This is a genomic window from Rhizobium sp. CFBP 13726 (genome assembly GCF_014841925.1).
Lineage (GTDB): Bacteria > Pseudomonadota > Alphaproteobacteria > Rhizobiales > Rhizobiaceae > Neorhizobium > Neorhizobium soli.
This window is the reverse complement of the sequence record NZ_JACYUU010000002.1, coordinates 309629-322121: the sequence shown is the minus strand read 5'-3', so window position 1 is coordinate 322121 and position 12493 is coordinate 309629. Positions and strand designations below refer to the sequence as shown.

The following is a 12493-nucleotide window of genomic DNA, read 5'->3' as shown; positions in this document are numbered from 1 at the left end:
CGTTCCCGTGACTGGGCTCCGGGTGCTCTGCATCGGGCCTTTCTGATCAGTCGGCTTGTGCGGCGGCGATAGCATCGGAGACCTCGTCGAAACTGCGCTTCACTTCGACCCGCTCGCCGTTGACAAAGAACGATGGCGTGCCGGCCACACCGAACTTCTGACTGGCCTCGGTCGTCACGGCATTGAGCTTGTCCAGATAGGCCTGATCGGCAACAGCGCGATCGAAGCCCGCACGGTCGATGCCCATGCTAGCGGCGATCTCGCGCAGCACATCCTCGGCGTTTGAGGCCGAAGCAATCTCATCGGACTTCGACATGAAGGTCGATACCGTCTCATCGAATCTGTCCTGGCCCCGCGTATTCGCCAGCATGAAGATGACGGCATCCGCCGAATTTCGCACGAAGGGCCGGTAGGCGATCTTCAGCTTGCCCGGTGCCACATACGTCTCCTGCAGCTTCGGCAAGTCTTTTTCATGGAAGGCGATGCAGTGACTGCAAGTCGGGGAGGAATAGACGACCAGCGTGACCGGGGCCGTCTTCACTCCAACGATACTGTCCTGGAGCACAGCCGGATTCATCAAGCCCTGCACGGGGTCGGCCTTGGCGGACCCTACACATCCCAACGCAATGCCGCCGACAATCACGGCCATAATACGAAGCGTCATATCTTCTCCTGCTCGGTTCGAGAAAACACTCCGACATGGGCAGACGCCGAAGTGTTTCGATCATCAGTCTGCCTTGAGGCAGGGCGCGATAAAGAGGGAGCGGTCGAGTGCACCCTTGATCGTCTTGGCCGCAACCAGCAGCCACATGCAGGCAAGGGCAGTGACCAGAACCGCTCCGAAGACTGCGATGGCCGACATTGGCACCATCGTCGACAGACGAAGCGTGGCCACGGAAAACACGCCGAGCGGGAAGGTGTAGCCCCACCAGCCGATGTTGAAGGGCAGGCCCTCGCGAAGGTAGCGCAGGGTGATCAAGACGGCAGTGGCCAGCCACCAGATGCCGTAGCCCCACAGAAGTATCGCGCCCAGGAAACTGGCTCCGCCGAAGGCCGGAGCAACGCTGGCCAATCCATTGGCCGCGAGCACAGCGGGGCCGGTCTGGCTCATCACGAGAAGGCCGAGGGCTCCGGTTCCGATCGGGCCAAGCGCCAGCCAGCTCGAGGCGGCCATGTTGACATGCGGAAGCTTGTGGACGGCCATGCGCAGGAACAGGATGACCAGGACGCTCATGGCAAGCGGGACCGAACAGGCCCACAGAACCAGGCTGGTCATCAGCACCGTCAACTGTGTCTGGGCGTCGGCGATATGGGGCAGAAGCAGACCACCGCTGACGGCCGCCACCTCGCTGGCCACGATCGGCAGCAGCCAGACTGCGGTCATCTGGTCGATCGAATGCGACTGGCGGGTGAACATCATAAACGGGATGGCGAGGCCGCAGGCAAGCGACATCGAGACGTCAATCCACCACAGCGTCGTTGCGATTGCTACCGCCGTGTCGCCGATATGCGGGATGCCGTAAATCAGAAAGCCATTGATGATCGTGGCGAGGCCCATAGGGATGCAGCCGAAGAACATCGATACGACCGAATGGGAAAAGACCCGGCTTGCCTCATGGAAATAGAGCGTCCACCTTGCAGCGTAGAGCGCCGTGCAGGTGGCGAACAGCACGATGTTGAACAGCCAGAGCGCCTCGCCCATGGCGAACAGCCACAAATGCCCCGGGAACTGGGCGAGAGCAACAGACAGGATACCGGTGCCCATCGTGGTGGCGAACCAGTTCGGGGTAAAGTTGCGGATGATATTGCCCTGCATAGGCACATCTGCGACGTGTGTGATGGGCTTAGTGGTGGCAACAACCTGTTGCATGGCTTCTCTCCTGATTATTGAGGAGAAAATACGCGACCACGTCAATCAGTTCCAACGCATAGTTCAGGATGTTTCAATCGACATTTTCGATTGATTGAGGATTGTGGACGACGTTTCGAAGGCCTCATGCAGACGGTGACGCTGCGTTATCGAGGTATTGATCAGCGTCGGGCTCGGATGAGGCGACAGGATCGCCTTGATACCGAAACTCTCGAGCAGTTCCATCGCTGCACTCGCCACCGATCCCGCGAGAATGGCAACCTCGACGTCCGGCAGCAGCGGTAAGAGGCCAGAAAATTTCTCCTTGCCGTCGCGCCGCTCGCTGGCCGTGATCGACTTTCTCGTCGCACGGACCCACGGGACCGCATTCCACAGAACGATGTTATCTCTCGATATCCCGGTCTCAGCCAGCGCCTGTCGCAGGTTCTTCGCCGTGCCGGTCGGGTTATCGATTGAGACGAAGCGGCGGTGGCATTCGACCTCACTTGGCCCGGGTGTCTCGAGGAGGATCAGCAGTCTCGCATGGACGCCGCCATCGAATGGATCGAAGTTCGGCACATCCCTGCCGGATGCAAGCTGAAGGCGGTCTCGGTAGTCATTCAGTGCTCGCGTATGCGGTCTGTCGAGTGCGGCCAACCGCTCGTCGCGACGGTGCTCGTGCCAGAGTGTCTCAGGCCCGCGATAGGTCATCAGACCTGCTCTGATAGCAGCGTCTCAAACGCATCGGCTGCCTTCGAGCGATATCGTTCCTTGTGCCGGATCAGGAAGAACGGACGTGGAAGCGGAGGATGGTTGGCCTCGACCAGCATGTTGCTGTTGAGTTCTGTCTGGGCGGCACTTCGCGAGGTCAGCGTTACCCCCATGCCCGCTTCGACTGCGACGAGCACAGCCTCATTCCCCGGCAGAACAATCGCAACATCTAAGGCCTGGAGCTTCAGCTTCTCTTTGGCCATCATCGCCTCGAAGGCGAGACGCGTGCCCGACCCGGGTTCGCGCAGCACCCATGTCGCATCTGCAAAATCCGCCTTGCCCAGCTTTTTGCCTTTGGCCCAGGGATGGGTTGGTGAAACGACGATGATCATCTCGTCCGTGGCGATCACGCGTGAAGACAAGGTCGAGCGATCGATCACGCCCTCGGCCAAACCGAGCTCGACCCGCCCGGTCTCGACAGCATCCGCCACCGCCTCCGTATTGCCGATTGAGACATCAATACCGAGACCCGGATAAAACGCATGAAACCTCGCAAGCCGTGACGGCAGCCAATAGGCACCGACGGTCTGGCTGGCCATGACCGACAGATCACCGCGTAACAAACCCGTCAAATCCTTTAGCGCGGTTTCGGCCGCCTTCGCCTCCGCGAGCACCTGAAGCGCGTGTTCGAGAAAGATCGTTCCCGCCTGGTTGAGAACGATCGAGCGTCCGATCCTGTCGAACAGCGCTACTCCATGACGTTCCTCCAGCGCGATAATTGCCGCACTGACGGCCGACTGCGTCATGTGCATCGCCTTGGCGGCTTTGGTGATGTGCTGATGGCGGGCCACTTCGGCGAAAATGCGCAACTGGTCTAGGGTCATGGGATCGCAGTCTTGAATTCGTCCAGTCCAACAATCGAATTTTCCGAATGTTCGTTATGAATTTAAGCGATGCAAGTGATGTTGCACAGTGCTGCTGAATGGCAATCGAGGGGGCATCGGTTCCTGTAATTTTGCCAATTCCCAAGCCAGATGCCCGTCCTAAAAAACACCTAACGGATTACACATAAGTCGGACCCGAGATGACCGCTATTGGCGCAAAGCTGCCGAGCGGCTGGCAGGTGACCGCTGATCATTAAAGCTAATCGATGGTTATTAATCTCCGCCGGTGCAGCTTTTGGCCCAAACCGGTCATTGTTGACCGAATGCAAAGAGGTATCTTCGAGCCGCATAGTGGCTATTGGCGCTTTTGTAATTACGCCTACAGAATTACTCTGCACCCTGACGAACCCATCGCACTGTTATAAGTGGCGGACATGGCTAATATCTCCAGCTTTACGGGAGCCAGCAGCGTGAAAACCAAACCTTCCATCTTAAGTGTTGAGCTGAGAGCAGCCCTCAGCGCTGTCGGCGAAAAGCTATATACTGGCAAGGCGCTGCAGGGTGAGGTGGAGGCGGTCGTTCGCCTGTTAAATGACCTGTCACCGCTTAGCGTCACTCTTGTGTCAGGGGCAATTCGCAACGAGGCAAACTTGTTCGGTGCGGTCGAAACCCAGCCAATCTGGAGAAGCCTCGTAACACCGCTCACCCACCGCGACCAGCTGCACAACACACCGCGTTTGGCGCTTCTGTTCCTGTTTCATGGCAATGGCCAGTTGCGTGAACAGGCGCTGGAGAAGATCACGCAAGGGCTTGTCTCGCCCTTCTGGGTGGCAGCCGTGCTGTTTCGAATGAATGACTGGGCGGTACAGGTGCGCGAAAGCGCCAACCGTTGCGTGGAGCGCGTGCTGCCCGTCACGCCACCACACGTGCTCGCAGAGGTCGCGCTTAGGCTGTTTCCTCGGCAAAGCGAGTGGGGCCGTTGGAATGACGCCGGGCAAAAGCTCGCCAGAAGCCTTATGACGAGACCGGATATCGGCGCGGAGTTTGCAACGCTGCTCATGTTTAATACCGCTGGGCCAGTGCCAACCTCCTTCCGGCTTGCGCTGGAGACCCCGTGGCTGGATACGTATCTAAGTGACATCGCCACTCACGCCAGAAACCCCATTGTTCGCGCCATTGCCGTGGAAACCCTGCTGCAAAACACGGCTCGATGGCGCTCCGGTTATGAGCACAAGTGGATCGACAAGCGCTACAACATTACCAAGCTCGTTCCAGTATACACCAGCCGCCCCCTTGATATTGCCGCGCGGCCGGAACTGATCGCCAAAATGGCGATCACAGATCGCTCCGCTTTCGTGCGCCGCACAGTCCTGCAATGCGCTGACCGCCATACAATTCCCGCAGAACTTTCACGCACATGCGCAAGACACCTAGCTAACGACCACGATAAATCCGTGCGGGACCTCGCGGCGTTTATTCTCAGCAAGAGGTGAGTACGTGCAAGAAGTGGCCAATGGCCTTCTGCCGCTTTCAAAGAGCCGAGGTTGAGCTAAGCTCACCCTGGTCTTGCAGTCGTTGGAACTAAAAAGTGTCGGGTCGCGGCGTTTCTGATCGTAGAAGCGCTTGATGTAGTCGAAGACATCCGCTCGTCATTGCTTCAAACTAACTCCAGTTTTTGCATTCGTATGTCCTGCGTCAATTGGAGCGGCTTAGCCAATGCCACGATGGGAAAGAGGTAAGTGAGGTCTATACGTCTAGCGAAGCGAAGTTGCTTCCGTTGGCCGCTAGCGCCAACATAAATGCTATTGTCTTTGCGTGGCAAAACCGAAGAGCCACTAAGGCGGATGTATCACAGCCAATCGCCTCATCAGGTTGCTGCACTTCGGAGTGAGTCGGTCGTACATGGTACGATGTCTTCGACCAAAGCTTTCAACAACACTGTTGGCATTGAGAAAGTCGTCCTCCGTGCAAAGGGTCTTGAACAGGGACCTGTCTCAGAAGCAGAAGTTGAGCTTGCCAGGAACATTCTGCGGAAGAAGGGCGCGGGCGCTATAGAGGCCATCTCCGTCGTAGGCCTCTGCGGCACTGCTGAAGACGCTCCGCTGCTGGAGATGTATCTGCATGGCGAGGGGAACAACCTTTACGCTGAGTACGCGATCAAGGCGCTGTGCCGCTACCTTGGCATGACCGACCAATATCGTCCGTTGTTGCGGCAGTGGATCACGAACCGGGATGACGCGTTCCGGAGGATCGCCGCGATCCATCTGGCGAAGGAATACTTCCGAGGTTACGTAGATAACGCTCTAGGCAGGTACCTCATCGACGTTCTTTGCGACCTTGAAGATAATTGTCGGCACGCGGCACGTAGCTCTTTGACAGACATTTTGAACGTGAGAGATCGGCTCAACGACCCCTTCGGCCTAGTCTTCGCCGACTGGGATGATGACGCGACACTGATAGTCGAGGTGGCTGCTGCACAGTTCGGGTACGACGTGCCGACGATCCTGCACGGACGCCCGATCCACTAATCTGCAGAGACATCCACTTCCATAGTGGCTTGTCGCCTTATCGATCTATTCGCTGCGGTACGCGGATATTGGTGATATGCGAATCAATTTAAGCATTCTCGGCCAGCTCAAAAGCGCAAGTAAGCTGACTCTCACTTGCCGTAGCGCTTACGTATGTCGCGCCAAGGCATTCAAGTTGGGGAACAGGCAGTATTCTTGCGATACAGTCGACCGAGGAGAAGCAACAGCAACCGGCTCGCGAGTGCAACTTGACCAGAAAACTGGCTTCTGTTGTAACGCTGATCGTCTACAACCGTAATGCGTTCTAATCGCGATAACTAGTTATGAGGTAGGCATGTTTGCGTTTATGGCCGCTTGGCCGACTTGGCTTATTCCCGCAATCGTAGCGGGCGTGATGGGAGCTATGGCTGGCGCGATAGGCTCTGTGCTAGGCAGAAGGAATGGAAAGGTTTCAGTATTTTTAATTGTCGTAGCCGTTGCCGCATCTAAGCCTGTGTCTGACAACTTCGTCCTGCCTGTGATCGAAAACGACATCGCGAATGCTGGCCTTCCCATGAAAGTGGACACCTACACGACGATGAAACGCGTTGAGATCGACGGCAAAGCGGTGCGATACTTCTTTGATCTAGATGAAAGCGTTTCTGTCTTAACCTCCTCTGAGTTGAAAACGGCGATTGGAATTCCCGCTTGCAGCCACTGGAGAGACCAGTTCAAACGAGGGAGTTACACGTCGGCTCAGTACGTTTACGACTTTAAACCCAGCGGCCGTGTTGATTTCACTCTCTTGCAAGCTGACTGCCCATAGGCCCCTTTGACGAAGTTCTTGAGTTCCTATGCCTCGGGAACGCTGCCCAGCGTGTCAGATACACGTCGAGTAGCGTTCGTTTTTCGATGAAGCTTTGAGAAAAGCGCTGAGGCTGGGGATTACCACACCTTTTGCCGTAGCGAACGACCTCCGCTGCCAAGCAAAAGGCAACAATGCGCGAATTGCAGCCGTCAGTACGCTTATCCAACGATCAGAAAAATTTCCCCAATTTTGATCCTGGGCCTCAATACCGGCTTGATCTCAACCGGATTTTCTGCGCCGCGAAAAAGATCGAATTTTCTTTGCCCCTGGAAAGTGACCTTAGACCGACCTGATGTGAATGAGCAGACCTTTGGACACTCAATAGTCAAATCTGCAGACTCGACTGTCCCCCGGCGACGCCATGTAACAACCACCTTCACGCCTGATCTAGAAATGATTTCGCATCTTTTATCGATCCTGCAATGGGCTGCACCGACGATAGGCTCTTGCAACCCATCCAGCATGACAGCGGCTTGGACACGCCGCTCATTGGATGCAGCGATTTGAGCGAAAGCTGTAGGCGTTGATTGGGCAACGCAAGCCATTGCCGAAAAAACGAATATGTACGCGTTAAGGTATGTGGCCATTGCCCCGGCTCCGCCCGCTATCATCGCACCACAGGAGCCGCACATTGTGACCCGACAACGGCTAAGTACCACTGAAGTCTCATAACGACATTACTGATCCCTGTAGCCCCATGGAAGCAACTCATTAATCTGGTTCCGCTTGTGCCCGTTGACGATAGCGGCCATCGTGTTGGTCAGCTAAGTCAGAGGATCGACGGCATGACCACGATGACCCAATCTCGATGAGTTAGGGAGTTCAACACTTGATGATCAAATACGAACTCATGAATTTTGATCTCGGGGCAGGAGCGACGGCCGCAGACCTTGATCGTCTGGAAATGACCTGTTCAGGATCGAAGGAACTGAGGGCTTATTTCTCCGTTGCGAGGAAAAGTAAGCTCCTGAGGGTGTTCTTCCCCGACGTCGAACTCTTCCGGGTCATTGATGAAATGCATCTGCCGCTGGAGCAACAGGGGATGGAAACGATGGGGTACGTCTCCAACCACTTCGCTTACAAGGTCCAGGGAAGCCCGTTCTGGGCAGCGCAACGCGAAGTCTTTGATGCAGTGCTACCAGGATCAATCCACTATCTGTTCGTCACCGGAGGCGACTGCCTGGACGTCATCACGAGAGACGAGCCACGGTTCAGCTGGGTCGATCCCAATGCCGGTTGAGTCATCGCAACATGTTTGTTCCATCGCCACCAAGTTGCCATGCGCTTGTCGATAGGGCGGTAGTGGGATTTTCGTGCCTGATATTTTTGAGCGTTGCAGGCAGGCGCATCTCTGCTTAGGCATGTTAGCTGCGAAACTGCGCGAGTTAAGCAGTGCTAGGCGGCGGTAGAAGGGGTCCGATGTGCGTCTTGCCAAAGTAGGATTGATAGTATGCTTGGGACCTTACCCTCCCGGGACTAGAGAAGCGCAGTCAACAACGTATGATCAGAACTATGACAGGAGTAGCGCCGTAGGCTACGCCACGGAGACCAGGGTAGTGGTCAGCTGCAGAACTAAACCGGTCAAAGATGAACCTGCTCTACAGCGCCGCCTTCGCCGTCGTCCCAAGCGTCCACCATCGCAAGAACTTCATTGAGCGGCTCGTTTGGATGAGATGAAGTGCAAAGGAAGCGGTCTGGCTGCGATCCGTCGCCTATCACCAGGCGGTCTATTTGTTCTTCCAGAACGGCTGACGCGGGGCCGAAGATGGCCAGTAAAGAAACTCGGTCAACGAGACACTGCTCAACAAAACCCTCCAGCAGAGATGCATTCGATACCGGCGAGTGGAGAATGAGTTTTGAGGCGAAAGGCATGGATTGGAGGTAGACTTTCAGAATGAGGAACGCAATTTGCGCGTAGCGGTTAAGGTCGCCTTCCTGCCGTTGTGCGAATGAAAGGCCCTATCTCTCCATATTTTTCACTGCACTGTCGAAGAGGCCGTTGATATAGTCTTCGCAACCTAATCGAGCCGCTGTTTGATTTAAGTGGGCTCGAATGTCCTCAGGCGAGCGGCCCGATGCAATTCCGTTTGGGACGTTGTGGAATACGTCCGCAAGAGATTGTGCTTTTCGCAGGTTTTCAGCCGCCCTGATCTCGATCAGGGCGTAACGTAAAGCCGTTAGAACAATTCTGTAATCCATGATTCTTGCTGGCATCGGTTCACTCTTCATCCATTGTTTGGCAGTTCTCGGCCCAACGACTCGTTGCTTAGGCGTTCTCTGTTTCCATAAATGACTCACGGCGTACATTGTGTCGCAGGAACTGCCATGCAGTGTAATCAGTGTTCTACCCCCACATTGCCCGCTGTCGCTTGATCTGTGATCGAGTTTCCATGGACGAGCGACAATGGGTTTCTCCATGGACACTACATTGGAGGTTCTCACGACCCGGCGGAACCGACATGAGGCTCATCGCCGATGGCCTGACGACAGCAAGGCCAGGATTGTTTCGGAGAGCTTGCGTCCGGGTGTGACGGTGAACAAAGTCGCGGAACGCTATGGTCTGAAGCCAAACCACCTGTCGTCGTGGCGAACACTGGCGTGGCAAGGCAAGCTGGTCTTACCTGAACCGCAAGATGTAGTCGAATTCGCGGCCATCGTTGTCGAGATGCACGCACCGGAGCCGCCGACTGCCAAAGCAGTCTCCCGCGCCGAGATTGACACCGGAGCAGAGAACTGGGCAACCATCGCTTCGCTCATCGAGACGTGCAAGCTTAATTCCGTCGATCCGCTGGCATACCTGAGTGCCACGCTCAACGCCATCGTCAACGGTCACAGGCAGAGCCAGATTGAAGAGCTGCTGCCATGGCATTATCGGACAGGGTGATATGTGGACGCGTCTGCTTGCTGGAGCAAACATTATCCGCGAGCTAACTGCCTAGATACTCGCCAGCAATTGGACCGCTCGTCCATGGGACAACGTCGTAGCCCGTATCAACGATATCGAGCTGCATTTGTACCGCCTCGTCCAGTCCTGACTGCAGGGACTGATAGAGATCGACAACACCAAATTGAGACCACGGCGACCGGTTGAACCCGTACTCAAAGTGATTGTAATAAATCACCGTTTCGCCAATTAACGCTACGACCCAGCAAGGTCCGTACCCCGTGAGTGTCCACTCATCTGGCGTTCGCTTGATGGCGTCCCAAAGCTTACGCTGCTTGAAGGACATGCGGCTCCAGCCGTCATTGATTTGGTCCCAAAGCTTCTCTTCTGGAAATGACACGGCAGCCTCCATGGCGGACGATGATGCTATCCAGCGATTTCGATAGATCGTCAAAGATGCATTTGCAATGACCACAAAGGCGCGATTGGGGAAAGTATCGTGGTCAAGGTGCCAGCGAGAAAGCGCTTACCATGCAGTTAGAGCTGGTTCATGAAGTCTGGCTCGATGCCGAAGCAGGGGGGCAGATGCTTCCGGGCTTGTGCTTGGCTGGCCCTATGGGGAAGGCTTCAGGTCTGTCCTAAACAAGGGGGCTTGCAAGGTCGGTGAAATTCGCGGCTCCAGCACCTTCGACGTGATGACAAAATATTGGAAGCTACAAGGCTGGGGCAAGTACACGACGTCGTTTGAGCAAGACCACGAACCGTTTCCGGAGGAATGGATTAGTATCCAGCAAAGCTACCTCCGAGGTAGGGTAGCCACGTAACTAACGAACGTTTGTTGCCTTAGGACCTAATGTTCGTCCACGTATCCGCTGGACAGGCGTTTGGCTTCAGTGAATGCCGACTGAGTTCGAATCCTCTTCATCATAGCATCGCGCTCTGCTCGGGTGAGCCTGGAGCCATTTATGCTGGCGAACGTCTTTCGGGCAGGAGGCTCTGAGTTCATGATTTCGACTGGCCCGAGCGCCTCCTTAAGTAGACGATGAAGCCGCGACGCATTGCGGCTTCCCCACACGCCCAAGAATTCGGGACTTGAAGACGGCCCGAAAATGACGCCGCCGCCAAAGATTGTCTTGAAATTCGCGATATTACCGAAAGTTGCTATGACAGCGTCACTCGGAGCCGCGCAGTGATTGATATCGCCAGCCTTGAAACGGTAGACGTTGACCACGTTATCATCCCCCTGAACCATCCTGCGTTTGCGAAAGTGTGATGCGTTATCAATCGTACCAAAATGCGATGCAACGGCCGCCCCTGGCGCAAAGCTAAAGACAGCAATCGACGAAAACTGCCGTCAGGCTTCAATCCAGCGGGCTCTCGTTTCTTCCTCAAGTGTATCAATTAATCCATATTCGGCTTCTTCAGCCACTCGGTAAGCGAGATGAGAAATTACCGCCAACGCCCCATACTGCCCTTCGGCTGCCGCGACCTCACGCATTAGGACCAGTCCCATTTCCAGCGATACCGCTTCGCCATTGAGCACTCGCTTGGCGAAATCGCCTATCGGAGCGGCCAAGGGAAATGATGTTCGTCTAGTCCAGGAAGCCAGCAAGTCCCTTTGTTTCGGCCCCGAAAGTTGTGCAGACGCTGGTGGGCAAACGAGTTCGTACAGCAAACAAAATGCCGCATTTGAAGAAATCGAGCAAGCTTCGAATATCAGCGCCTCAGCTTTCGCTGCATCGCGGTAGGGAAACTTGCAGTCGCACTTGTCGAGAAATGCCTGCTCTTTATCGGTAATGCTCATGATGGCGCTCGACGTTTGAAGATTACAATTTGCCTAACGCCCTTGGCAAGTTCTGCAACTACGGCGAAGCGCCAGGCAGCAACCGGACGCAGACCTATTCTTCTCCTCTATCAACAATCATCAGATCAGGGTTGATTGTTGAGCCATAGATAAAGCACTCCGGGTTGGGCGAGTGCGGGATGCGGCTAATCCGTATTGTACCTGCGTCGAGAAGAATCTCACACCACTCGTCAGACCAAACCAATTCTTTAACTCTAACAGGATCATCGCCGAAACCGATGTCAATCCTTACCTCGGTCCAAGCCGTTATCGCACCGTCTTCAAAAGTGATGATCGTGTTATATCTTGCCTTGTGCTGAATTTCCCTCAGCTCTTTCCCCATAAGCCTGTCAGCGATCAAATCCATCAGTAGGCTCCCGTGTCCGGTCGACCCTAGCGAAAGCCGGGATAGGTAACAATGACCGCCCCCAGCAGTACGCAATTTTGACGTTTGGGTCGATACGCTCTGGGTGAGCAGGGTCCTGTATCCGGCATAGACATCGGCGCTCATGATGCCGGAGAAGCCCTACAATATCGTTCGGCACAACCAAGCGCATAGGAGAAGGCCGGGCCAAGCGGACCACCCGACCCAGGGGCAGCCATCCCGCGTGAGCTAGATGTCAGCGTTGTTTTGAACTTCGCGCAGTCGTGTGCAGAACATGCCTGTGGCTCAACTTCGTAGAGAGAACGTCGCTCTCGCTGATGAACACCTTGCCCCCGATGTTCTCCCCGCGAGATATCGCGGCAGCAGCCAGACCGGTGAAGAAGTTGGCGTAAAGCGTCAGACGTCGCAACGACATCTCCGGCGGGTTGGCAATCGATCTGATTGCTTCGCACGTCACGATCACCAGCCACACTTGCGAGCCGTCCGTCACCGTGATCTGTCCGTTTTCGTGGTAGAGAAACGGTGCTGGTTCGCACAGGGTGATTTCGGGTCGGTCGACCAT

At 55.5% G+C, this 12493-nt stretch carries 16 protein-coding genes and 2 pseudogenes; 6 read left to right on the top strand and 12 right to left on the bottom strand.

Going from position 1 to position 12493, the window contains the following annotated elements; all coding sequences use genetic code 11:
* Nucleotides 1–46: 46 nt before the first annotated feature.
* From IFT66_RS08515 to IFT66_RS08500, 4 genes are all read right to left on the bottom strand, one after another.
* A complete protein-coding gene (locus tag IFT66_RS08515) occupies nt 47–649 on the bottom strand; it encodes a DsbA family protein (protein WP_162238138.1) in 603 nt (200 codons plus the stop codon).
* Nucleotides 650–727: 78 nt separating this feature from the next.
* Complete coding sequence (locus tag IFT66_RS08510) at nt 728–1870, bottom strand: TDT family transporter (RefSeq protein WP_062455362.1); 1143 nt, start codon at nt 1868–1870, stop codon at nt 728–730.
* Nucleotides 1871–1933: 63 nt separating this feature from the next.
* Nucleotides 1934–2560: a uracil-DNA glycosylase gene (locus IFT66_RS08505; RefSeq protein ID WP_062455364.1), complete on the bottom strand. Its 627-nt coding sequence runs from the start codon at nt 2558–2560 to the stop codon at nt 1934–1936.
* On the bottom strand, nt 2560–3444 hold the full coding sequence (locus IFT66_RS08500; RefSeq protein WP_192077338.1) for a LysR family transcriptional regulator: 885 nt from the start codon (nt 3442–3444) through the stop codon (nt 2560–2562). The genes IFT66_RS08505 and IFT66_RS08500 overlap by 1 nt, the downstream gene beginning before the upstream one ends.
* Nucleotides 3445–3878: 434 nt before the next feature.
* On the opposite strand from IFT66_RS08500, the gene IFT66_RS08495 reads away from it, so the two are divergent.
* The 3 genes from IFT66_RS08495 (at nt 3879) to IFT66_RS08485 (ending at nt 6777) form a co-directional block, all read left to right on the top strand.
* The gene (locus IFT66_RS08495; protein ID WP_192077337.1) at nt 3879–4937 is read left to right on the top strand and encodes a hypothetical protein; all 1059 of its coding nucleotides are present in this window, start codon (nt 3879–3881) and stop codon (nt 4935–4937) included.
* A 417-nt stretch (nt 4938–5354) separates the two neighbouring features.
* Nucleotides 5355–5972 carry a hypothetical protein gene (locus tag IFT66_RS08490; protein WP_192077336.1) on the top strand — a complete coding sequence of 206 codons (618 nt, stop codon included), beginning with the start codon at nt 5355–5357 and terminating at the stop codon, nt 5970–5972.
* Nucleotides 5973–6306: 334 nt separating this feature from the next.
* Nucleotides 6307–6777: a hypothetical protein gene (locus IFT66_RS08485; protein WP_192077335.1), complete on the top strand. Its 471-nt coding sequence runs from the start codon at nt 6307–6309 to the stop codon at nt 6775–6777.
* 200 nt (nt 6778–6977) lie between these two features.
* On the opposite strand, the gene IFT66_RS08480 is transcribed toward IFT66_RS08485, so the two are convergent.
* Nucleotides 6978–7406, bottom strand: coding sequence for a hypothetical protein (locus IFT66_RS08480; protein WP_192077334.1), 429 nt, complete (start codon nt 7404–7406; stop codon nt 6978–6980).
* Between the two features lie 245 nt (nt 7407–7651).
* On the opposite strand from IFT66_RS08480, the gene IFT66_RS08475 reads away from it, so the two are divergent.
* Nucleotides 7652–8059 (top strand): hypothetical protein, encoded by a 408-nt coding sequence (locus tag IFT66_RS08475; RefSeq protein WP_192077333.1) that lies wholly within the window; start codon nt 7652–7654, stop codon nt 8057–8059.
* Between the two features lie 341 nt (nt 8060–8400).
* On the opposite strand, the gene IFT66_RS08470 is transcribed toward IFT66_RS08475, so the two are convergent.
* Together IFT66_RS08470 and IFT66_RS08465 are read right to left on the bottom strand one after the other, a co-directional pair.
* The gene (locus tag IFT66_RS08470) at nt 8401–8691 is read right to left on the bottom strand and encodes a hypothetical protein (RefSeq protein ID WP_192077332.1); all 291 of its coding nucleotides are present in this window, start codon (nt 8689–8691) and stop codon (nt 8401–8403) included.
* Between the two features lie 87 nt (nt 8692–8778).
* A complete protein-coding gene (locus IFT66_RS08465) occupies nt 8779–9018 on the bottom strand; it encodes a hypothetical protein (protein WP_192077331.1) in 240 nt (79 codons plus the stop codon).
* A gap of 205 nt (nt 9019–9223) precedes the next feature.
* On the opposite strand from IFT66_RS08465, the pseudogene IFT66_RS23505 reads away from it, so the two are divergent.
* Together IFT66_RS23505 and IFT66_RS23500 are read left to right on the top strand one after the other, a co-directional pair.
* A pseudogene (locus tag IFT66_RS23505) lies at nt 9224–9448 on the top strand (transposase); the annotation flags it as partial.
* A gap of 87 nt (nt 9449–9535) precedes the next feature.
* A pseudogene (locus IFT66_RS23500) lies at nt 9536–9703 on the top strand (transposase domain-containing protein); the annotation flags it as partial.
* Nucleotides 9704–9746: 43 nt separating this feature from the next.
* Here IFT66_RS23500 and IFT66_RS08450 read toward each other — a convergent pair.
* The 5 genes from IFT66_RS08450 to IFT66_RS08430 form a co-directional block, all read right to left on the bottom strand.
* Nucleotides 9747–10103, bottom strand: coding sequence for a hypothetical protein (locus IFT66_RS08450; protein ID WP_192077330.1), 357 nt, complete (start codon nt 10101–10103; stop codon nt 9747–9749).
* Between the two features lie 450 nt (nt 10104–10553).
* Complete coding sequence (locus tag IFT66_RS08445) at nt 10554–10934, bottom strand: hypothetical protein (protein ID WP_192077329.1); 381 nt, start codon at nt 10932–10934, stop codon at nt 10554–10556.
* 123 nt (nt 10935–11057) lie between these two features.
* Entirely contained in the window at nt 11058–11507 is a 450-nt protein-coding gene (locus tag IFT66_RS08440; RefSeq protein WP_192077328.1) for a hypothetical protein, read from the bottom strand.
* 94 nt (nt 11508–11601) lie between these two features.
* Nucleotides 11602–11913 (bottom strand): hypothetical protein, encoded by a 312-nt coding sequence (locus IFT66_RS08435; RefSeq protein WP_192077327.1) that lies wholly within the window; start codon nt 11911–11913, stop codon nt 11602–11604.
* A 253-nt stretch (nt 11914–12166) separates the two neighbouring features.
* Entirely contained in the window at nt 12167–12493 is a 327-nt protein-coding gene (locus IFT66_RS08430) for a hypothetical protein (protein WP_192077326.1), read from the bottom strand.

Excerpts from the sequence above, each read along its gene's own strand:
- IFT66_RS08515 (WP_162238138.1), bottom strand. The coding sequence starts at position 649 with ATGGCCGTGATTGTCGGCGGCATTGCGTTGGGATGTGTAGGGTCCGCC.
- IFT66_RS08510 (WP_062455362.1), bottom strand. The coding sequence starts at position 1,870 with ATGCAACAGGTTGTTGCCACCACTAAGCCCATCACACACGTCGCAGAT.
- IFT66_RS08505 (WP_062455364.1), bottom strand. The coding sequence starts at position 2,560 with ATGACCTATCGCGGGCCTGAGACACTCTGGCACGAGCACCGTCGCGAC.
- IFT66_RS08500 (WP_192077338.1), bottom strand. The coding sequence starts at position 3,444 with ATGACCCTAGACCAGTTGCGCATTTTCGCCGAAGTGGCCCGCCATCAG.
- IFT66_RS08495 (WP_192077337.1), top strand. The coding sequence starts at position 3,879 with ATGGCTAATATCTCCAGCTTTACGGGAGCCAGCAGCGTGAAAACCAAA.
- IFT66_RS08490 (WP_192077336.1), top strand. The coding sequence starts at position 5,355 with ATGTCTTCGACCAAAGCTTTCAACAACACTGTTGGCATTGAGAAAGTC.
- IFT66_RS08485 (WP_192077335.1), top strand. The coding sequence starts at position 6,307 with ATGTTTGCGTTTATGGCCGCTTGGCCGACTTGGCTTATTCCCGCAATC.
- IFT66_RS08480 (WP_192077334.1), bottom strand. The coding sequence starts at position 7,406 with ATGGCCACATACCTTAACGCGTACATATTCGTTTTTTCGGCAATGGCT.
- IFT66_RS08475 (WP_192077333.1), top strand. The coding sequence starts at position 7,652 with ATGATCAAATACGAACTCATGAATTTTGATCTCGGGGCAGGAGCGACG.
- IFT66_RS08470 (WP_192077332.1), bottom strand. The coding sequence starts at position 8,691 with ATGCCTTTCGCCTCAAAACTCATTCTCCACTCGCCGGTATCGAATGCA.
- IFT66_RS08465 (WP_192077331.1), bottom strand. The coding sequence starts at position 9,018 with ATGGATTACAGAATTGTTCTAACGGCTTTACGTTACGCCCTGATCGAG.
- IFT66_RS08440 (WP_192077328.1), bottom strand. The coding sequence starts at position 11,507 with ATGAGCATTACCGATAAAGAGCAGGCATTTCTCGACAAGTGCGACTGC.
- IFT66_RS08435 (WP_192077327.1), bottom strand. The coding sequence starts at position 11,913 with ATGGATTTGATCGCTGACAGGCTTATGGGGAAAGAGCTGAGGGAAATT.
- IFT66_RS08430 (WP_192077326.1), bottom strand. The coding sequence starts at position 12,493 with ATGGTCGACCGACCCGAAATCACCCTGTGCGAACCAGCACCGTTTCTC.